The organism is Sphingomonas sp. jy18 (assembly GCF_056931895.1).
In genome coordinates this window covers 63,907-84,290 of record NZ_JBXPBT010000009.1, presented here as the reverse complement: position 1 = coordinate 84,290, position 20,384 = coordinate 63,907, and the positions used below count along the sequence as shown (strand labels likewise).

The window sequence follows — 20,384 nt, the reverse complement described above, 5'->3', positions numbered from 1 at the left end:
GAGCCTGCCGAAGGGCGTTTCTCGTCACTGAGAAACGCCCTTCGACACGCTCAGGGCCAGGGGTGTGCGGCGTGGGCAACGTATCGAAACTCAAAACTCCGGTCCCCATTTGCGCCGCACCACCCGGGCCGGCGGCTCTCCGGCATCGATCAGCGATTCGCTCGCCAGCGTGACGTCGCCCAGCCTTACCGTGGTGCGCAATCGAAACCAGCGCGTCGTCAGCTTGACCTGGCTCGCGGCATCGCCGGACGGGACCAGCCCGCCGAGCGTGGGCGCGCTCCAGAAGCGATTGACGCTGCCATAGCCGCCCGCCGGACGCGCGGCCAGATGCGCACGTGCCTGTGCGGGCGAGAGCTGGGCAGGGACCAGCATCTGCAGCAGCGGTGCCTGTTCGGGCAGCAGCGTGTTGACGTTGATCGGCGACAGATCGTTGACCGGCAGCGCGCACACCCAGGGTTTCAGCCGCTGCGCCAGCGCGGGCGTGACGCCGGCGACCGCGGCAAGTTCGCTGGCGTCGACCATCGCGCGGTTGGCGCTGCGATAGGCCGTGGGCCCGCGCGCATAGGTCGAATCTTCCGCGCCGAGCGGCGATTCGATCTGGTCGGCATCGATCCAGTCGCCGCTCGCCGCCGCGATGCGGTCTGCCGTGCCGCGCTCGATGCCGAGCGCCTGCATCAGCGCGACATATTGCTCGATGGCCAGCGGGCGGATGGTGTTGCCGCCAACCGTCGCCTCGGCCACCAGGCTGTTGAGGTTGAAGCAGTTGGCGCCGTCGCCGACCGTCATCGTCGCGCTGCCACCGGGCAGCGGCAGGGTGAAGGGCTTGTCGATCCAGCCGCCGTCCGCCGTCACCTGCCCGTTGGCGCGGGCGAGCTGGCTTTCGATGCGGCGCAGTGCCAGCGCTTCCGCCGCCAGCGTGAAATGACGCGCCTGCTCGACCGCGGCGGCACTGCCGGCCAGCCGGGTGGCAAGGGTGAGGCGCTCGACTGCTGCTGCGGAAATGACGGCCATCACCGCGACGAGGAGCAGCACGGTGAGCAGGGCCGCGCCTTGTTCGTTCCTGTCGTCATTGCGAGCGGAGCGAAGCAATCCAGGGCGGTTTGCGCGGCACTGGATTGCTTCGCGTCGCTCGCAATGACGACTGGCTTTGTACGGAGGGGCGTTCACGGCGCATCCCCTTGCGGTTCCTGGCCCGGCGGTGGCAGGCCGTCGGGACCGACCAGGAAACGCAGCACCAGCGGTGCGGCGCCGCGGCGCTCAAGCGTCAGTTCGACAGCGCGGGGCAGGCGGGCGGGATCATCGGGCTGCCAGGCCTCGCTCCAGCCGCCGTCGAGGCTGCGGAACCGCCAGCGTGCGGCGGTGACCTCGCGGACCAGCGGTGCCGGGTCGCCGGGGTTGGCACCATCGACTTGCGGGCTGGCCTGGCGGATCAGCGCGCCGCCTTCGAGCGCATAGCGCGACCGCCCGAGCGCACCTTCCACCCCGCCACTGTCTGCCGCATGGACGAAAGCGATGCTGCCGCTTTCGCCGACGAAGGCCGGCAGCGGATTGCCGCTCTGGTCCCGCACCGGGCGAGGCTGCGCGCTGGCCAGTTCGCTGCCGATGATGGCGCGCAACCGGTTGACGCCGCCGCCTTCGGACAGGCGCTTGGAGACCGCCATCTGCGTATCGATGCTCGAGCGCAGCAGCATCACGCCGGCGGCAGAGACCATCGCGAAGATGGTCAGCGCGACCAGCAGTTCGACGAGGGTGAAGCCGCGCTCTTTGCAGAGCTGCATCCCCGACGGAAGGGCGAGCGCTTGCCTCATCCTGCGGGCCTGATGATGGTCAGGTTGGCACGGCCACCGTTGCCGGTGACCGCGATGTCGATGCGCAGCAGGCTGGGGTCGGCGGTGGCGGCGATGCGGCTGGTGATGCGCCAGCTCTGCCCGCCGTTGCTGACCACGTCCTGCGCGACCCCGATGGTCGGCGCGGCGGGATCGGTGGCGAAATCGACCGCCTTGTTGCTCGCGACAATCTGCGCAGCGGTGCTGGCCGAAAGATCGGCGGTGGAGCGCAGCGTGAAGGCATCGAGCCGCACCAGCGCCAACGCCGCGATGCTGAGCACCGAGATGGCGACGAGCATTTCGAGCAGGGTGAAGCCGGATTGGTTCCCGACGTCGCGCCCGCTTCTCTTTCCCTCGGGATACTCGGGCTTGGGGATAGGGAGGCGTGCGAATCTCATCGCACCGCCACCTCTCCGGCGGCGTCGATGACCACGGCCGCCGCGGTCTCTCCGCTGCGGAAGTCGACCCGCATCGGCCGGTCGGGCAGGCCGACGCGGCTGAAACTCAACCGGCCCTGCGCGCTGCCGTCGACGGTGATGGCGGTGCCGTTGCGCCAGTCGGCGCGGGACAGGCGGCCGTCGTCGAGCGGCTGCCAGGCATCCGCGGTGCGGCGCTCGAAGCCATAGCCCGATGCGGTCACCCACAGCCCGTGCGTGCGCCCTTCGATCACCGAGCGGTCGCGCAGCGCGGCGACGCGGGCGGCAAAGCGCGTCGCCTCATCGCGCGCGTTGCCGCCGGCGGGCGGCAAGGTCAGGATGACCGCAGCGGCTGCAAGGCCGATCAGGGCCAGCACCACCATCAGTTCGACCAAAGTGAAGCCAGCCTCTTTGCCCTCATTGCGAGCGCGGCGAAGCAATCCGGTGTGGCGTAGAGCCGCTCTGGATGGCTTCGCTGCGCTCGCAAAGACGAGCTGGGGGGCAAGCATCCGACCCTACCCCTCGCCACCATAGATATCGGCATTCTCCTCGGTGCCCCCCGGCGCGCCATCGGCGCCGAGCGAGTAGATGTCGAACGGCGCGCCGTTCCGGCCGGGCACGCCCAACTGATAGGGCCGACCCCACGGATCGCTGGGCAGGTTGCGGATGTAACCGCCCGGCCGATAACGGCTCGGGTCGGCAAGGCTGGCGGGGGCGGCGCGCAGCGCGTTGAGGCCGTCGCCCGCCGACGGATAGGTCAGATTGTCGAGCCGATACTGTTCCATGGCATTTTCGAGCGTGCTGATGTCGGCGCGCGCCTTGGTCACCATCGCCCGGTCCTGGCTGGGCAGCACATTGATCAGCACGACGGTGGCGAGCAGCCCGATGATGAAAATCACGACCATCAGTTCGGTGAGCGTGAAGCCGCGTTCGTAGCGTTTGCGGCGCGCGGGTGTCGCGTCGCGATTGCGGCTGAAATCGGCGAACAGGGCGAGGAAGAGCAGGCGCATGACTTTAGGGACCCGTCAGTTGCTGGAGCTGCAGGATGGGCAGCAGGATGGAAAGGATGATGAGCGCGACGATCACGCCCATGACGACGATGATCAGCGGTTCGAGCAGCGCCATCGCGGTGGAGGTGAAGCGGTCGAACTCCTTTTCGAGATAGTCGGCGGCTTTCTCCAGCATCACCTCGAGCCGGCCTGACGCCTCGCCGCTGGCGGCCAGATAGACGAGCAGCGGCGGGAAGACCGCGGCGCTGCGCATCGCGGCGGACAGCGATCCACCGCCGCGCACCGCCTCGACGATGCTCTCGGTCGCGGCGCGCAGCACGCGGTTGCGGATGGTGGGAATGGTCAGGCGCAGCCCTTCGACCAGCGGCAGGCGGCTTGAGACCATCGTGCCGAGCGTGCGGGCAAAGCGGGCCGCATGCAGGTCGCGCAGCAGCCGGCCGAGCAAGGGCAGCCGCAGCAGCCAGCCATCGAAGGCCAGCCGCGGTCCGGGCTGGCGCAGGATCGATGCCGCCCCGGCGACGATCACGCCGATGACGAGCAGGATCGCCCACCACCAGCCCGCCATCGCATCGGACACGCCGATGACGATGCGGGTCAGCAGCGGCAACTGCTGGCCGACGGTATCGAACTGCTCGACCACGCGCGGCACCACCCAGATCATCAAGGCGGCGATGACGCACAGCGCGACGATGGTGAGCACGATGGGATAGGCGAGCGTCGCCATCAGCTTGCCGCGCACCTCCGCCTGTCGTTCGAGCAGGACCGAAAGCCGGTCGAGGATGGTCGGAAGCGAGCCCGAGGATTCGCCGGCGGAGACCATCGCGCGATAGAGCGGCGGAAAGCTTTTGGGCTCGCGCGCCATGGCGTCGGCGAGGCGGCGGCCTTCGGTGATGCCGGCATGGACGGTACCGACGATGCGGCGGACATGCTCCGCCTCAGACTGGCGCGCGGCGGTGCGCAGCGCTTCCTCGAGCGGGCTGACCTGGGTCAGCGTCGCCACCTGGCGGGTGAACAGCGATAGTTCGCGCTGGCTGAGCTTGCCGCGATCGAGCTTGAGCAGCGGCGCGCGCGCCTCTGGCGGGGGGCCGGGGGCGCATTCGACGACATAGAGTTTGGACCGGGCCAGCGCCGCGCGGGCGGCTGCGTCATCGGGCGCGGCGATATGGCCGCGCTTTTCGCGCCCGGCGGGGTCGATTGCGAGGTAGCGGAAGTCAGCCACAACCGGTCCTCCCCGGCACGGGGAGGGGGACCATCCGGAGGATGGTGGAGGGGCGGTTCATTGGGCAAGGGGGGTTGCGGCGCGACCGCCTGCCCCTCCACCAGCTTCGCTGGTCCCCCTCCCCGTGCCGGGGAGGACCTGACAGCGCCACCCTCACGCCTCGCTCACCGCAACCGGCGCAGCCTCCGGCTCCGCCTCGCGCCGCGAAATGCGGATCGCTTCCTCGGGCGTGGTTTCGCCGGCGCGGACCAGCGCCCGGGCGGCGGAGCCGAGTGTCGGTGCGTGGAGGAAGGCATGGCGGGCGATGATCGCCTCATCGCCGCCGTCGTTGATCAGGCGGCGGATGGAATCGTCGACCGCCAGCGCCTCGAACACGCCGATGCGGCCCTTGTAGCCGCTGCCGTTGCAGGCCGGGCAGCCGGTGGCGCGATAGACGACCGTGCCAGGATCGAAACCGAGCAGGCTGGCGACGCTGCCTTCGGCCTGTACCGGGGTGCGGCATTCGGGGCACAGCCGCCGCACCAGCCGCTGCGCCACGACCGCGCGCAGCGAGGATGCGATCAGGAACGGCTCGATCTTCATGTCGCGCAGGCGGGTGATCGCGCCGATGGCGTCGTTGGTGTGGACGGTCGAGAGCACGAGATGCCCGGTCAGCGAGGCCTGGACGGCGATGTCCGCCGTTTCCCGGTCACGGATTTCGCCGACCATCACCACGTCGGGGTCCTGGCGCAGGATGGCGCGCAGGCCGGCGGCAAAGGTCAGCCCGACCTTGGGATTGACCTGGGTCTGGCCGACGCCGTCGACCGCATATTCGACCGGGTCCTCGACGGTCAGGATATTGCGGCTGCCGTCGTTGAGCTGGCGCAGTGCGGCATAGAGGGTGGTCGTCTTGCCCGATCCGGTCGGCCCGGTGACGAGGATGATGCCATTGGGTTCGGCGAGCGCCGCGCGCAGGATGCGGTCGGCCTCGCCCGACAGGCCGAGCAGATCGAAGTCGATCCCGGCATTGTCCTTGTCGAGCAGACGCAGCACCACCCGCTCCCCGGCGCGGCTGGGCAGGGTGGAGACGCGCACGTCGAGGCTCTTGCCGCCGAGCGTCAGGCCGATGCGTCCGTCCTGCGGCACGCGCCGCTCGGCGATGTCGAGCCGCGCCATCACCTTGATGCGGCTGACGACGACAGGCGCGACATGCGGCGGCATCTTCAGCACCTCGCGCAGCACGCCGTCGATGCGCATGCGCACGACGAGGCCGCTCTCATAGGGTTCGATATGGATGTCGCTGACCCCCTGCCGCACTGCATCGGCGATGATCCCGTTGATCAGGCGGATGGCGGGGGCGTCGTCTGCGCTGTCGAGCAGGTCGTCGGCGGTGGGCAGGTCGGTGGCGAGAATGTCGAGACTGTCCTGCCCGACCGCAATCGCGCCGGCCATGGCGGCCTGCGAATCCATGGCGTAATGATCGGACAGCAGTTCGTCGAAGCGGGTCGAGGAGACGAACTCCACGTCGAAGCCGCGGGCCAGGTAGCGCCGCACCTCGATGAGAATGCGGGGGTCTGCACCTTCGCGCAAGCTGACCTTGGGCGCGGCGTCGGCCGGTTGCTCCAGCACCACGCCATGCTTGCGCGCGAAGGCGTAGGGGATGTCGACGGGGAGGCGGTCGATGTCCATCGCGGTCAGCCTTGCGGGGGAGGGGGCGGGGCGGCGCTGCTGGGAGGGATGTCGGCGTCTTCGACCGGCGCATCGGGCGCGCGCAGATCGCTGATCGGCGCGGCGGAAATGATGACATCGTCGCCGCGCGGGGCGATGCCCGGCGGGGTGGTGCCCAGATAGTCGCGGACCAGCAGGTCGATTTCCGGCTCGGCTTCGGGGTTTCGGGCCAGCTGTTCGGCGCGCAGATAGCCGAAGCGGCGCGCGGTCAGCTCGGCATTGTCGGCGCGGTCGCGCAGGATGGTGGGGCGGATGAACACCATCAGGTTGGTCTTGGAGCGAGAGCGGCTGCGGCTGCGGAACAGCTCGCCGATCAGCGGGATGTCCGACAGCAGCGGGATGCGTTCGATGGTGCGGCGCTCGTCATCGTTGAGCAGGCCGCCGATGGCGAGGATTTCGCCGTCATCGACGGTCAGCACGGTCTCGAACAGGCGCTTGTTGAGGATGAGATCGCTCGAGCGGCTGGAGACGGGTCCGGCCACGCTCGATACTTCCTGCGCGATGTAGAGCTTGACCTCTCCCGAGGCATTGATCTGCGGCGTGACCGTCAGCTTGATGCCGACTTCCTCGCGCTGGACGGTGCGGAAGGCATTGTCGAAATTGTCGGACAGCGCCTCGCCGGTGGTGATCGGCACTTCCTGACCGACCAGGAAACGCGCCTCGCTGTTGTCGAGCGTGACGATGTGCGGGGTGGCGAGCAGGTTGGATTCGGTGTCGGACTGCACGGCATTGATGATTGCGCCGAACACGGTGTTGCGGCCGATGTCGCCGGCGAAACCGGCAAAGCCCCCGGTCGCGCCGAGCAGTTGCGCGGCGGCGGCTTCGGTCACCGACGAGCCGAGCGGGTTGTTCGAGCTGGTGGTGACGACATTGCCGTCGATCGTCGTCGTCTCGCGCGACAGCTCATAGCCGGCATAGGCCGCACCCAGGGTCAGGATATTGGGATTGGCGTTGGAATAGTTGGTGGCGAGGAAGGGGACATTCTCTCCGCCGAGCAGGAACTGCGCGCCGAGCTGGCGTGCTGCATTGTCACCGATCTCGACGATGATCGCTTCGACCAGCACCTGCTGGCGGCGCGAATCGAGCTGGCGGATCAGCTCACCGATCATGCGCTGCACATCGGGATTGGCGGCCACGATAATCGCGTTGACGCCCTCGTAGCGGGTGATGATCGCCGGGCCGCGGGTGGCGATGCTGTTGCCGTTGCCCGAAACCGAGGTGGGCGCAGCGGCCGGAGCAGGGGCCGCGCCCCCGCCATTGCCGCCGCCGCTGCCGTTGCCGCCGCTGCTGCCGCCATCGGTGCGCGGCGTCGCGCTGGGCAGGGTCGGGTCGCTGCCGCCGCCGACCAGTTGCTGCAGTGTCGGCAGCAGCCGCGCCGCATCGGCGTGCTGCAGCGTATAGACCCGGATTTCCGCGGCCGAGGCAGCGCGTTCGTCGAGCTCGTTGGCGAGCGCGGCAAAACGCTCGACCTGCGCCGCGTCACCGCGGATGGCGATGCTGTTCGACGAATCGAACGCGGCGACCGTCACCCCGCCGGTGGCAGGTGCGCCGTTGGCTCCGCCCTGGCCGGCGCCGAGTTGCTGCAGCGACGCGGCAATCTCCCGCGCTCCGGCGTTGCGCAGGTGGACGAGGCGGGTGGCGCTGGCGTCCCGGTCGATCGACTGGATCAGCGCGCGGACACGGCGGACATTGTCGGCGAAATCGACGACCACCAGGCTATTGGCGTTGCGGTTGGCGGTGACCGATCCCTGCGGGCTGACCAGCGGGCGCAGCGTCTCGATCGCCTGGGTGGCGTCGACATAGCGCAGCCGGATCACTTCGGTGACATATTGGTTGGCGCTGGCGCCGCCGGTGCCGAGGCGGCTGGGCTGGCTGGCGGCATTGTCGGTCGGCTGGATGCGGTAGCTGCCGTTGGGCAGCGGAATGGCGATCAGCCCGTTGGCGCGCAGCGTCGACAGGAAAATCTCGAAATATTCGGCGCGGTTGAGCGGCCGTTCGGTGACCACGGTGACCTTGCCCTGCACGCGCCCGTCGACGACGAAGGTGCGGCCCGTCACCCGCGCCGCATCGGCGATGAAGGCGCGGATGTCAGCATCGCGCACGTTGAGCACATGCTGCGCCAGCACCGGCTGGGCATAGGCGATCAACGCGGCAGGCGCGATGAGGAGCGAGGCGAAGCGAGCGTTCATGGGTTTCCGTTCGGGATGATGATGGCGATGGGCACGGTGCCGGCACCGCGTTCGACTTCGAGAGACAGGCGCGCGCCAGGCTGGACTTGGCTGAGCAGGCTGGCGGCATCGCCGGCGGCGTTGACCGGGCGGCCATTGATGCTGCGGATCACGTCGCCGTTGCGAAAGCCGGCGGCCTGAAAGGCGCTGCCGTCCCCCTGCTGGCCGACGGCGATGCCGGTGACCCGCCCGCCTTCGCTGCGCGGCGAGAAGGAGATGCCGGCGCGGATCGACATCGGGCTGATCGGGATGGTGCCGCTGATCTCTGCATTGGGCTGCATCGGCGCGCTCAGCGTCGGGCCCGGCGCGGTACCGGCGGCGACCGCCGCGCCCTGCGCCTGATCGAGGTAGAGCAGCTCGCGCTTGCCGGCATTGTCGATCTCGACATGGTCGAACCGCACCGCGACCAGCTTGACGCCGGGCTGGATGTCCTCGCCCACGCCGATGCTGTTCTGGATGCCGTCGGCGCCGGCGATGATCGCCGAGCCGAGGTCGGTGCCATAGTTCATGCGGATGCCGAACAGCTGGATCTGCAGGCCGGTGACCTGGCTGGTCGATTCCGAGGCGGTCTGCATGCTGCGATAGAAGGGATCGACGCGGCCGAACAATTCGGCGCGAGCGGCCGGTGCCATGTCCTGCGGCATCTTTGGCTGCCAGTCGCCGAGCGGCGTGGCCGGGCTGATCAGCGCGAACAGGAGGCGCACGAGCTGCACGACCAGGATCAGCACCAGCGCGCCCAGCAGCAACCGGCGCGGCCAATCGACCGGCAGGGCCTTGAAGCGTCGGCGCAGGCGCGGATCGATGGTCAGGTTCATGACAGGCGGCGGAGTCCCCGAAGTCCGATGACGGCGCTAGTTACTGCGCATGACTCTGAAGTGACAGTCAAGCGACGAGTTTGTGACAGCCGCTACCGGCTGAGTGCCAAAACGAAACCCCTCCCCGCCGAGCGGGCGGAGAGGGGTCGGTTTTTTTGGCATGCTGACCCGGTTCAGAACTTCAGGCTGGCGCCAAGCGAGAAGGTCGTGCCGACGTCGTAACGGTTGAAGAAGATGCGGTTCTGGCCGTTCGATTCGACTTCGGTGTAGCGACGATTGGTGATGTTGCGCGCCTCGAACTTCACTTCCAGCGTCTGCCCGAAGACCTGCACGCCCTGACGCGCGACGAAGTCGAGCGTGAAGCCGGGGCGCTCCTCGAGGTCAGGCAGGCCTGACGGGCCGCGCTGGGTGACGCGCGGGCTTGCATAGTTGAGCAGGAAGGTCTGCTGCGACAGTGAGTCGGTGTCTTCGAGGCCGAGCTGCAGGTTGGCGAGATGGTCCGACTGTCCGGTCAGCGGCACGCCGTCGAAGAACAGGTCGGACGCCGGGGTGGAGACCCCGTCGACCAGCGTCGTATCGTTGGCACCCACCGAGATTTCGGAATTGGTGTAGGTGTAGTTGGCGATGACGACGAAGCGGCGGTTGGCCCAGAAGGCGCCATCCCATGTGTCGGTGTAGAAATATTTCTGCAGTTCGAGCTCGACCCCCCACAGCGTCGCCGACGGCGCGTTGGCGAAGCGGGTGTTGATGTCATTGTCCGAGAAGGCGGTGTAGGCCTCGATCGGATTGTCGATCTTCTTGTAGAAGACCGCAGCCGTGGCCCGCTGTTCGCGCGCGAAATACCATTCGTAGCGCAGCTCGGCGTTGGTCAGCTGGCTGTCGACCAGCGACGGGTTGCCGCGATAGTTGCGGTTGGTTTCGGGATCGAGATAGATTTGCGCGACCAGCTCGCGGAACTGCGGGCGGGCGATGGTGCGCGACAGGTTGGCCCGCACCTGCATGTCTGCGGCGGGTTCCCAGGTCACGGTGATCGCGGGCAGCCAGTAGCTGTTCTCGAGATCGGTCTGCACGATCGCGTTCGACCCGGTGTTGAACAGGTCGACCGGAACCACCGTCTGGGTGGCGTCTTCATAACGCACGCCGGCGTTGACGCTGACGCCTTCGATGATGTTTGCCTTGACCTGGGCATAGCCGGCGTGGGTTTCGAGCGCGGCATCGAAGGCGGCGGTGCCGTCCTGCGCGGAGGTTTCCTGCAGGATGATGTCGTAGAGCTGGATGGTCGCATCCGACACCAGGAAGTCGGGGCGCAACTGCTGCACGGCGAGCGGCAGGTTGTTGGCGCGATAGACGAAGGCGCGCCGCACCGAGGTGCGCTCGGTATCGCTATAGGCGTAGCCGACGGTCAGATCGATGTCGGAGGTGACTTCGTAGGAGAGGTCGGCGCCGCCCGAATAGAGATCCTCGTTGAGGTCAGAGAAGGCGATCGAGGCCTCACCTCGGTTGCCGCCGAGGTCGTTGACGAACTCGTTGCCGACCGGGTCCTGCGTCAGCGGCAGGTTGGAGCGGATGTAGGTGAAGCTGCGCTCATAGGGCGCCTCGCGCTGCGAATTGGAGTAGCCGACGCGGAAATCGAGATCGATGGTGTCGAAATCGAACTCGCCGACCAGATGGGTGTCGAACAGCTGCCGTTCATACCAGGCGGTGTCCTGCTCCATGATGTCGCGGCCCTGCTGGTTGGTATCGGTACCGAGGCCGAGCCGCGCCTGCTTGAGCGAGTCGCGGATGTAGAGGTTGGTCCAGCGCAGCTGATGCTCGCCGAACTCGTAGCCGAGGCCGAGCAGGCCGTTGACGACGATGCGGTTGTCGGTGATTACCCGCTGGAAATCGGTCTGCGCCTGCGACAGGTCGGCGGTGCCGGGGGTTTGCTGCAGCACGTCGCGCACGCGCCACGAGTTGCTGATGCCGGCGGTGGCGATGATGCCGAGCCGGTCCGAACCGACGTCGATGGCGGTGCCGCCGACGAAATTGGCCGACCAGTTGATCGGAATATCGTCATTGCGCTGCAGCACCGTGGTGCGCGCGTTGCTGAGCGAACTGGCGATCAGGCCGAGGTCGCGGCGGCTGTAGTCCGCGCCTTCGAGGATCGGGTTGCCGCTGGCGAGCGCTGCCGCGAGCGGGCCGGGGATGTCGCGCTCGCCGTTGTCGAAGCCGGTGAAATCGGTCGGGCTGCCGAAATAGGTATAGCCCAGCTGGAAGGTCGATTCGGTATCGCCGGAGATGCTGCCGCCGATTTCGAAAAAGGTTTCGCTGGGGATGGCGCGGGTGGTGAGGTTGACGACGCCGCCGCCGAATTCGCCAGGGAAATTGACCGAAAAGCTCTTCTGCACCAGCGTCGAGGAAATGACGTTGGTGGGGAACAGGTCGAGCGGGACGACGCGGCGCAGCGGTTCCGGGCTGGGCAGCGGCGAGCCGTTGAGCAGGGCGAGCGAATAGCGGTCGCCAAGGCCGCGAACATAGACGAAGCCGTTGCCGACGACGCTGAGGCCGGTGACGCGGGTCAGCGCGCCGGCGATGTCGCCTTCACCGGTACGGGCGATGTCGGCCGCCGACAGCACCGAGACCACTTCCGGGGTCGCGCGGATCGGGTTGGGAGTGAAGCGGCCGCGAACGATGATGTCCTCGCCCGTGTCGCCACCGCCGCCGGGGATCGAGATATCCACCTGTTCCTCGGCAGGCTGCTCGCCCGCATCGGTGGTTTCCGCCGCGACCGGCGGCTCGGCCGCGTCCTGGCTCGGCGCGGTTTGCGCATAGGCGGCTGGCGATACCAGCGCTGTCGACAACAGAAGCAGGCGCAGCACGGATTGCGGCTTCATCATTCGTCCCCTTGAAGGCTTAGGCCCTTGAAGCATTAGGCAAATGGGGCGGAGCGCGGACTTGCCGACACTCCGCCCCGTCAATCGGTCACTGATCGGCTCAGGTGGTCGGGATCGCCGTGCACGCGCCGCTGGTCGAACCGAAGCTCGCCGTCGCCGAGTTGCAGGTCCAGCCAGCGTACCAGGTGTCCGCCGCATCACGCACCGCGCCGACGAAGTTCAGGTTCGTGAAGAAACTGCCCAGGGTCGACGCGTTGAAGGCGGTGACCGCGGTCTCGTTGGCACCGTTGATGAAGAGGCTGGTGAGCGACGGCGTGAAGGCCGAGTTGTTGTTGTTGGTGCCGGTGCCGAAGATGGAGGCAACGGCCGCCTCGGTCACGCTGTTCGCGCCCTGGAAGGCCGGCGTGCCGCACTGCATCACCACCGAACGGAACACCGGCGCGCCGGCTTCGTCGATGGTGGCATCGGCGGTGGTCGATGCGGTCTGCGCACGGCTGATGCGCAGGCAGGGGAGGTTGGGGCTGACGACGACGCCATTGACCATGGTGTAGTCGGTGCCGCCGCGCAGCAGCATGGCGACCGCATTGCCACCGGCCGAGGTGCGCTGCACGAAGGTGAAGTTGGCGAGGCGGGTGTTCTGACGCGGGGTCTGGCCGTCGAGCGCGTTGTCGGAGTCGGCTTCGATCATCGAGTCGCCGACAGCACCGCCGGCACGCTGCACCGCGATCACGCGCTGGATGAAGCCCTTGTAGCCGACATCGGTGTCGAGATTGTCGTCCTCGTTGCCGGTCAGCACCAGGTTGCGCATGTTGACGCGGCCGCCGAACACCTCGATGCCGTCGTCAGAGCTGTTGTGGATCTGGATATTGTCGAGCTGGGTGCCCGAACCGGTGCCAGACGGGGTCAGGCCCTGCAGTTCGCTGTTCGCCGACAGGATGAAGCCCGAATAGCGGATCTGGACGAAGCTCATGCGGCCCGAATTGTCGGCGGGCTGGGCGCCCCCGTACAGCGCATTGGAGGTGCCTTCGGTATCGCGCTCGCACGCGGCGGTGCCGGGGGTGGCGGCGGTGGCAAGGCAGTCGGTGATCGGCGCGCGGCCGAGCAGGACGACGCCGCCCCACAGCTGGCTGGTCTGGTCATCGGCGGAGCCGACGACATTGCCGCGGCCGGTGAAGACGATCGGCTGGGTGGCGGTGCCGACCGCATCGATGCGGTTGCCACGGTTGACCGCGAGGAAGGAGACGCCGGTGGCGCCGAAAATGGTCACGCCCGGGTCGATGGTCAGCGTCACGTCATTGTTGGTGCTGGTCGCACCCTGATCGGTGCCGACATCGACACGGCCGGGCAGCGAGTAGATGACGCCGGCAACGCGCGGAATGGCGGTGGTGGCGGTGAAACGGGCCGGGAAGCCGCAGTTGCGCCAGGTGCCCTGCGGGCCGGAGATGGTGCCGAGGTCGGACAGCTGGTTCGGACCGGCAATGGTCGGGCAGGCAGCGGCCGGAGTCACCGTGGTCGGCGTGGGGGTCGGGGTCGGCGTGGGCGTCGGCGCCGGGGTCGGGGCCGGCAGGACGATCACGCCTTCGCCGGGCGAAGCAATGTCGTCAGCGCCGCAAGCGGCCAGGGTCAGCGAAGCCACACCGGCGAGCAGGGCCGTGCGGAGGTGGGCGGAAGGTGCCATGGAATCGATGCTCCGGGGTTAAGGACAAATGCTGCGCGCACGCCCCGGAGACTGCTGAATGCGACCGTTCCCCGGGCGACCGCCGAGGGGGTCACTAGGCCGCGTTGATGACTCGATGATGCCAGTTCAGTGACGCTTCGATTGCGATACTGTGACGGCCAAAAGGCTTATCGGTGACGATAATGTTACACGGCCAGGCAGGGCGTGCGCGGACTTCAACGGCAAAGCCCGGAGTACAGGGCCGCTCGGCGCGCGCGGTGCTGGGCCGCCAGCAAAGCAGCGGCCCGGCATCGTTCCTGAAATACTGCCGAAGTCCGGTTCAGCGACCGGCGAGAATGGGGGCGAGGCGCGCGAGGGCGCGCCGGGCGACATCGCGCGACGACATCGCTTCGCCATTGGCCAGTTCCAGCATCACCGGCTGGCGGCTGTCGCGCGCGGCCTCGAACAGGCGCTGCGCGGTCTGGATGCGGCCGGTGCGCATGTGGATGTAACCCAGATTGATGAGGCGGGCCGGATCGGCGGCATCGACGCCCTGGGCCGATTCGATCTGCAATTCCGCGGTGCGCAGGTCGCCCGCACGCAGCGCGTCATAGCCAAGCGCGCCCTGTGCATAACCGATTTCGCCTGCCGGCTGCTCCTGGGCGACAGCAGCGCTGCCGACGAGGCCTGCCGACAGGGCAAGAACAAGGTGGATACGGGTCATTGTCTCTCTCCTGAACGGGGTCAGGAGCGAAAGGTGACACTAATGTGACATCACTGCAATAGAAATGTCACGTATCTGTCATTTTCTTGAAACTAGAATGTCATGGAACGAGGCGATTGGTGTCGTGAATGGCAGAAAGGCTAGACTCCGCGTCGTGGCGGGTGCCCGAACTGCGCACCGAATCCCACATGCGCCACGTGGAAGTGGCACGCTCCGGAGTCAGTTCCACGGCCATATAGCCGCGCCGTGCGGTATCGGCCCATCGCAGGCCGGGATTGGCGCGCAGCAGCGCGGTGGCGACATCGGCCGGGGGCGCAGGGACATAGGCTTCGAAGCCGGCGGAGGTGACGCTCATCCCGCCGAATTCTATTCCGGCCGGTCGGCCGTCATGATCGTGATCGAACGCCCAGCCGTTGTGGCTGTCCCCCGACAATACCACCAGATTGGCCCCGGCCGATTGCGCCGCGCCAAGCAGGCGGGCGCGCGCCGCCGGATAGCCGTCCCATGCGTCGAGATTGAGCGGCAGTCCGGCCGCCGCTGCCGCCTGGCCCACCGCGAAGCGGGCGCGGACATAGTCGGGCGCGCCGGCCGGCACCCAGCGCGCCGCCTCGGGCGGCGAGCGGAGTGTGCCCATCACCAGCTGCTGCGCCAGCACCTGCCATTTCGTGCCGCGCCGGACCGACTGGCCGAGCAGCGCGGTCAGCCATGCCTCCTGCTGCGCACCCATCAACGTCCGCGCGCTGTCCTGCCAGGCGCCGTCACGGAAGGCGGCGAGGCGTGCGGAGACGTCGGCACCACCCCGCGCACCGTCGACGATCTCGGCATAGTCGAACTGCTTCATCCGGCCCGAAATGCGGGTTTCGGGGAGCGCGATGGTCGCCAGATCGCCGATCTCATAGCTGCGCCAGTTGGTATCGCTGACCGGCATCCATTCGCGATAGACACGCAGCGCAATCGCCTTGCGCATCGCCCAGTCGCCTTCGCTGTCCGGTTGATGGTTCTGCGCGCCGTCCATCCAGGCATCGTTGGCCAGCTCGTGATCGTCCCACTGCGAGATCATCGGCACCACTTGATGCAGACGCTGCAACGCCGCGTCGGCGCGGTAGCTGGCGTAGCGCAGGCGATAGTCGGCGAGCGCCACTATTTCCCGCGTCGGCAGAAAGTCACGCCCGGCGATGGTCGCATTGCGGGCGGGATATTCGCCCGGTGCATATTCGTAGATATAGTCGCCGAGGTGGACGGCGAGGTCGATGTCGCCGCGTTCGGCCGCATCGGCATAGGCATTGAACCAGCCGAAACCCATGTTGGAGCAGGAAAAGACCGCGAGCTTGAACCGCGGCGTCGGCCCTTCGGGCAGGGTGCGGGTGCGGCCGGTGCAGCTGCGCGCGCCATCGGGCGCGACGAAGCGGTAGAAATACCAGCGACCTGCGGCGAGCCCGTCGACCGTGTATTTGGCGGTGCCGTCGCGCTCCGCGCTCGCCGTCGCCGTGCCACCGGCAACGATCCGGGCAAAGTCCGCGCTGTCCGATACCTCCACCGTCAACCGCGTCTCTGCGCTGCTGCCGACATAGCGCGTCCACAGCAGGACGCTGCTCGCCGACGGCTCGCCGCTGGCGACGCCATGGGTGAAACCGCGCGCGCCGATCGTCTGTGCCGCGCCGGGCAGCGACAAGGCGCCGACCCCCAATGTGCCAAGGCGCAGCAACAGGCGGCGGTCGGGGCACCAGGCGGTGGTCATGCGCATCGGATCGTCCCTCCAGTTTCGCTCCACCCATGCCATCCGTCGATGACAGGCCGGTGTCGGCTCAGCCCAGCGCCCCCAGCGCCAGCAGTCCGGCGAGGAACAGGGTGAGCACGACAAGCGTGAAATTGATCAGCAGGAACGTGCGCAGCAGCGCGCCCAACCGCGACCCGCGATAGGTGCCGCGGAGCTGCTTGTACATGTGCAGCGGCGGATAGAAGACGAAGATGAAGCCGATCCAGCCACCCCCGATCCCCGCCGCGCCGGCCAGCCGCAGCAGGATGGCGAGCAGCAGCATGAAGCTGATCGAGTAGGTCACGAACACCAGATGGTCGTAGATCGCGAAGCGGCGGCTGAAGGGGTAGAGCAGCCACAGGAAGGGGGCGGAGAGCGGGATCAGCGCCCAGGCGAACTTATAGGCATTGCCCTGGATCTTGTAGAGCATCAGCGCCGGATTATTGTTGGCCTTGTCGATCAGATGGTCGATCGCCGCGTTACCTGTCTTGAAGCCGAAAAAGCTGAAGTTGCGTGCCATCTCGCCCGTCTCGGTCCGCTCGATGCCGATCACCCGCTCGGCCGCATCGCGGGTGCTGCGCTGGGCGGCAAGCTCGCGTTCGAGCTCGGCCACCGGCGCGCCGCTGGCGCGCGCCGCAGCAATGCGGCGTTCGGTCTGGGCGATGGCGGCGCCGAATTGCTGGTCGATTTGGAATGCCGCGGTCTGCCGGTCGGCGGCCTCGCCGGGTTTGAAATCGCCCGGTTCGAGCCCCGTGCCCATCACGCTGAACACGGCAAAGGTCAGGAACACCGCGAACAGGAACAGCGCGAGCGGGGAGAAGAAGCGCGCGCGTTCCCCGTTGATGTAGCGCCGGGTCAGTTCGCCGGGGCGGGTGAACAGCATGGGCAGCGTGCGCCACGCCTTGCCTTCGAAGTGCAGCACGCTGTGCAGGATGTCGTGGCCGAAGGCACCGATCGAGCGATGGACATGCGCAGTCTGTCCGCAGCGGTCGCAATAGGGGCCGGTCAGGAAATGCCCGCAGTTGAGGCAGCGGCCATGCGCGGTGCCATGGCCCTCGCCATGGCCCGGCTCAAGCGCCCGGGCCGTAAGACCGCCGGTCATCAACTCGCCGATGGCTTCGATTTCGCCGCTCACAAAATCCCCCCTGTGATCGCGCCCAGTGATACCAGCGCGGCCAAGCGCGGCAAGCGCTTTGCGGCAGATGCGTTGCGATGCTAACGGCGGGACCGCAATGACCGACACTATCGCCCTGATTACCGGCATGGCGCACGCCGCCCGCGCTGCGGCGCGGACGTTGGCGCGCACCTCGACCGCGGCCAAGGCCGCTGCGCTCGACGCTGCGGCCGCGCAATTGCGCGCCGACGCGCCGGCCATCCTCGCCGCCAACGCAATCGACATGGCGGCGGGCGCCGAGCGTGGCCTGTCGTCTGCGATGCTCGACCGGCTGCGGCTGGATGAGGCGCGGCTGGAGGGTGTCGCGGCGGCGGTCGAGGCGGTGGCGCGCCTTCCCGATCCGGTCGGCGCCGTGATCGACACCCTCAGGCCGCCCAACGGGCTGGCGCTGAGCCGGGTCCGCGTGCCGCTCGGCGTCATCGGCATCGTCTATGAAAGCCGACCCAATGTGACGGCCGATGCTGCGGCGCTGGCGCTGATGGCTGGGAATGCCGTTATCCTGCGCGGCGGCAGCGAGGCGGTGAACAGCAATCGCGCGATTCACGCCGCGCTGGTCGCCGGCATCTCCGCCTCCGGTCTGCCGGTCGATGCGGTGCAACTGGTGCCGACGCAGGATCGCGCCGCCGTTGGCGCCATGCTCGCCGCGCAGGGGCTGATCGACATCATCATCCCGCGCGGTGGCAAGAGCCTGGTCGAGCGCGTCCAGAACGACGCCCGCGTGCCTGTGCTCGCGCATCTCGACGGTATCGTCCACGTCTATATCGACCGCGCCGCCGATCCGGCGATGGCCGAGGCGATCGCGGTCAACGCCAAGCTGCGCCGCACCGGCATCTGCGGCGCGGCGGAGACGATATTGATCGACCGCGGCTTTGCCGAGCCGGGGCGCATCGTCGGTGCTCTGCTCGACGCGGGCTGCGAGGTGCGCGGCGACGCGGCCATCGCTGCGCTCGACCCGCGTGTCGCGGCCGCCAGCGACGCCGATTGGGGCACCGAATATCTCGACGCGATCGTCTCCATCGCGCGGGTCGACGGCGTCGACGCCGCGCTCGACCATATCGCTACCCACGGCAGCGGCCATACCGAGGCGATCATCACGGCGGACGCCGCCACTGCCGAGCATTTCCTGTCAGCCTGCGACAGCGCCATCACCCTGTGGAACGCCTCCACCCAGTTCGCCGACGGCGGCGAATTCGGCCTCGGCGCAGAAATCGGCATCTCGACCGGGCGCCTGCACGCGCGCGGCCCGGTCGCGCTGGAAGGGCTGACGACCTACAAATGGGTGGGGCGGGGGACGGGGCAAGTGCGTCCGTGAATCGCTTTGCACCATTTGTATACAAGTGATACATTGCGCGCATGAGCAAGCCTGTCGTCATCTCCGCCCGCATCGATGCGGAAACCGCCGCCCTTCTCGACAAGGTCGCCGCCGCCCGCCAGCGCAGCCGCGCCTGGCTGGTCGCCGATGCGGTGAAACGGATGGCGCAGGAGGAGGCGGAGTATCTGGAGTTCATCCAGGAGGGCGTCGATGCTGCTGATCGTGGCGATGTCATCTCGCACGCCGAGATGATGGACTGGCTGCATGACCGCTACGCCGATGCAATTGCGCGCGTCAGTGAACAAGGCCGCGAGGCTGCGTGAGGCAAGTCATCTGGGCGACGCCATCAAAGGCCGATTTGGCCGCGCTGTTCGACCCGTATGTCACTGCGCGCCCCGAGTTTATCTTTAACGCGTTGACCAAAATCGCGCATATCGAACGGCTGCTGGCCGACAATCCCGCACTCGGCGCACCTCTCGAGAACAGTGCGTGGCGCAAGATACGCGTCGGTCGAACTCCGCTCAATCTGGTCTATCGCTACGATGACCAGTCGGTGACCATATTGCGCGTCCACCACGCCGCTAGCGACTGGCGCAAATGATCCCCACCGGCCTCCTCGGCGGCAGCTTCAATCCGGCGCATGGCGGGCATCGCTCGATCAGCCTGCTGGCGATGCAGGCATTGGGGCTGGACGAGCTGTGGTGGCTGGTTTCGCCGGGCAATCCGCTGAAGCTGCGCGAGGGGATGGCGCCGCTGCCGGCGCGGCTGGCCTCGGCGCAGCGTATGGCGCGGGGCACCCGCATCCGTGCGACGGCGATCGAGCGCACGTTGGGCACGCGCTATACCGTCGATACGCTGACCAAGATCGTCCGCCGATACCCCGACCGGCGGTTTGTGTGGCTGATGGGGGCGGATAATCTCGCCCAGTTGCACCGGTGGCGCGAGTGGCGGAGGATTGCGCGGTTGATGCCGATTGCGGTGATCGCCAGACCCGGCTATGATGGTGCGGCCCGTAGCGCTCCCGCGATGGGCTGGCTGCGGGCTTTCGTCCGACCGCCGAGCCAGAGATTGCAGTGGACGAGCTGGAGTCCGCCGGCCCTCGTGTTCTTGCGCTTTCCGCCAGATCCGCGATCCGCGACCCGCCTGCGCGCAGCAGACCCCGACTGGTTCCGTTCGATCGGCACGCGTGGATTGCGCGATGCCGTTACCCGTCAGCTTTTGCCAGAGGATATCGCTTGACCCCCCAACCTACCGCCGTTCCGGCCCGTCCCACCGATCATGTCGCCGCGCCGACCGCGCCAGAGAGCGACGCGATCCACGCCTTGATCATGCACCAGCTCGATGAGGATCAGGCCGCAGAGACGGTCTCGATCCCGCTTGCCGGCGTGTCGAGCATTGCCGACCATATGGTCATCGCCTCGGGCCGCTCGTCGCGCCACGTGGCGGCGATGGCGGACAAGATCGCCCAGCGGGTCAAGACCGAGCTGCATCGCACCGTGCGCATCGAAGGCCTGCCGACCGCCGACTGGGTGCTGATCGATGCAGGCGACGTCATCGTCCACCTGTTCCGCCCCGAAGTGCGCAGCTTCTACAATCTCGAGCGGATGTGGGGCGGGGATACGCTGTCGACCGCGACGCCCGCGCAGCACTGATCTTCCGCCTGCCGT

General features: G+C 67.8%; 19 protein-coding genes. 5 read left to right on the top strand and 14 right to left on the bottom strand.

Features of this window, described 5'->3' with window-relative positions:
* Positions 1–90: 90 nt before the first annotated feature.
* The 14 genes from gspK to AC0QC4_RS15750 all read right to left on the bottom strand — a co-directional run bounded on the left by gspK (position 91) and on the right by AC0QC4_RS15750 (position 17,366).
* Complete coding sequence (gene gspK, locus AC0QC4_RS15815) at positions 91–1,089, bottom strand: type II secretion system minor pseudopilin GspK (RefSeq protein WP_483661019.1); 999 nt, start codon at positions 1,087–1,089, stop codon at positions 91–93.
* A 74-nt stretch (positions 1,090–1,163) separates the two neighbouring features.
* Positions 1,164–1,778, bottom strand: coding sequence for a type II secretion system protein GspJ (locus AC0QC4_RS15810; RefSeq protein WP_483661017.1), 615 nt, complete (start codon positions 1,776–1,778; stop codon positions 1,164–1,166).
* Between the two features lie 26 nt (positions 1,779–1,804).
* Complete coding sequence (gene gspI, locus AC0QC4_RS15805) at positions 1,805–2,224, bottom strand: type II secretion system minor pseudopilin GspI (protein WP_483661016.1); 420 nt, start codon at positions 2,222–2,224, stop codon at positions 1,805–1,807.
* Positions 2,221–2,751 (bottom strand): prepilin-type N-terminal cleavage/methylation domain-containing protein, encoded by a 531-nt coding sequence (locus AC0QC4_RS15800; protein WP_483661014.1) that lies wholly within the window; start codon positions 2,749–2,751, stop codon positions 2,221–2,223. Before AC0QC4_RS15800 ends, gspI begins: the two co-directional genes overlap by 4 nt.
* A gap of 6 nt (positions 2,752–2,757) precedes the next feature.
* Entirely contained in the window at positions 2,758–3,252 is a 495-nt protein-coding gene (gene gspG / locus AC0QC4_RS15795) for a type II secretion system major pseudopilin GspG (protein WP_483661012.1), read from the bottom strand.
* Positions 3,253–3,256: 4 nt separating this feature from the next.
* The gene (gene gspF, locus AC0QC4_RS15790) at positions 3,257–4,471 is read right to left on the bottom strand and encodes a type II secretion system inner membrane protein GspF (RefSeq protein ID WP_483661011.1); all 1,215 of its coding nucleotides are present in this window, start codon (positions 4,469–4,471) and stop codon (positions 3,257–3,259) included.
* Between the two features lie 153 nt (positions 4,472–4,624).
* The gene (gene gspE / locus AC0QC4_RS15785) at positions 4,625–6,139 is read right to left on the bottom strand and encodes a type II secretion system ATPase GspE (protein WP_483661009.1); all 1,515 of its coding nucleotides are present in this window, start codon (positions 6,137–6,139) and stop codon (positions 4,625–4,627) included.
* A gap of 5 nt (positions 6,140–6,144) precedes the next feature.
* Positions 6,145–8,367, bottom strand: a complete 2,223-nt coding sequence (gspD, locus tag AC0QC4_RS15780; protein ID WP_483661007.1) for a type II secretion system secretin GspD — start codon at positions 8,365–8,367, stop codon at positions 6,145–6,147.
* A complete protein-coding gene (locus AC0QC4_RS15775) occupies positions 8,364–9,221 on the bottom strand; it encodes a type II secretion system protein N (RefSeq protein ID WP_483661005.1) in 858 nt (285 codons plus the stop codon). The genes gspD and AC0QC4_RS15775 overlap by 4 nt, the downstream gene beginning before the upstream one ends.
* Before the next feature lie 173 nt (positions 9,222–9,394).
* Positions 9,395–12,097, bottom strand: a complete 2,703-nt coding sequence (locus AC0QC4_RS15770) for a TonB-dependent receptor domain-containing protein (protein ID WP_483661003.1) — start codon at positions 12,095–12,097, stop codon at positions 9,395–9,397.
* 97 nt (positions 12,098–12,194) lie between these two features.
* A complete protein-coding gene (locus AC0QC4_RS15765) occupies positions 12,195–13,772 on the bottom strand; it encodes a hypothetical protein (RefSeq protein ID WP_483661002.1) in 1,578 nt (525 codons plus the stop codon).
* A 319-nt stretch (positions 13,773–14,091) separates the two neighbouring features.
* A complete protein-coding gene (locus tag AC0QC4_RS15760) occupies positions 14,092–14,475 on the bottom strand; it encodes a tetratricopeptide repeat protein (protein ID WP_483661000.1) in 384 nt (127 codons plus the stop codon).
* A 100-nt stretch (positions 14,476–14,575) separates the two neighbouring features.
* Positions 14,576–16,219: an alkaline phosphatase D family protein gene (locus tag AC0QC4_RS15755; protein ID WP_483660998.1), complete on the bottom strand. Its 1,644-nt coding sequence runs from the start codon at positions 16,217–16,219 to the stop codon at positions 14,576–14,578.
* A gap of 61 nt (positions 16,220–16,280) precedes the next feature.
* A complete protein-coding gene (locus AC0QC4_RS15750; RefSeq protein WP_483660997.1) occupies positions 16,281–17,366 on the bottom strand; it encodes a DUF3667 domain-containing protein in 1,086 nt (361 codons plus the stop codon).
* A gap of 67 nt (positions 17,367–17,433) precedes the next feature.
* On the opposite strand from AC0QC4_RS15750, the gene AC0QC4_RS15745 reads away from it, so the two are divergent.
* The 5 genes from AC0QC4_RS15745 to rsfS all read left to right on the top strand — a co-directional run bounded on the left by AC0QC4_RS15745 (position 17,434) and on the right by rsfS (position 20,369).
* Positions 17,434–18,717, top strand: a complete 1,284-nt coding sequence (locus tag AC0QC4_RS15745; protein WP_483660995.1) for a glutamate-5-semialdehyde dehydrogenase — start codon at positions 17,434–17,436, stop codon at positions 18,715–18,717.
* Between the two features lie 41 nt (positions 18,718–18,758).
* Positions 18,759–19,040, top strand: a complete 282-nt coding sequence (locus AC0QC4_RS15740; RefSeq protein WP_483660992.1) for a CopG family ribbon-helix-helix protein — start codon at positions 18,759–18,761, stop codon at positions 19,038–19,040.
* Complete coding sequence (locus AC0QC4_RS15735; RefSeq protein WP_483660989.1) at positions 19,037–19,318, top strand: type II toxin-antitoxin system RelE/ParE family toxin; 282 nt, start codon at positions 19,037–19,039, stop codon at positions 19,316–19,318. The genes AC0QC4_RS15740 and AC0QC4_RS15735 overlap by 4 nt, the downstream gene beginning before the upstream one ends.
* Positions 19,315–19,956: a nicotinate-nucleotide adenylyltransferase gene (locus AC0QC4_RS15730; RefSeq protein WP_483660985.1), complete on the top strand. Its 642-nt coding sequence runs from the start codon at positions 19,315–19,317 to the stop codon at positions 19,954–19,956. Before AC0QC4_RS15735 ends, AC0QC4_RS15730 begins: the two co-directional genes overlap by 4 nt.
* Positions 19,957–20,045: 89 nt before the next feature.
* Complete coding sequence (gene rsfS, locus AC0QC4_RS15725) at positions 20,046–20,369, top strand: ribosome silencing factor (protein ID WP_483661083.1); 324 nt, start codon at positions 20,046–20,048, stop codon at positions 20,367–20,369.
* Positions 20,370–20,384: the final 15 nt, after the last annotated feature.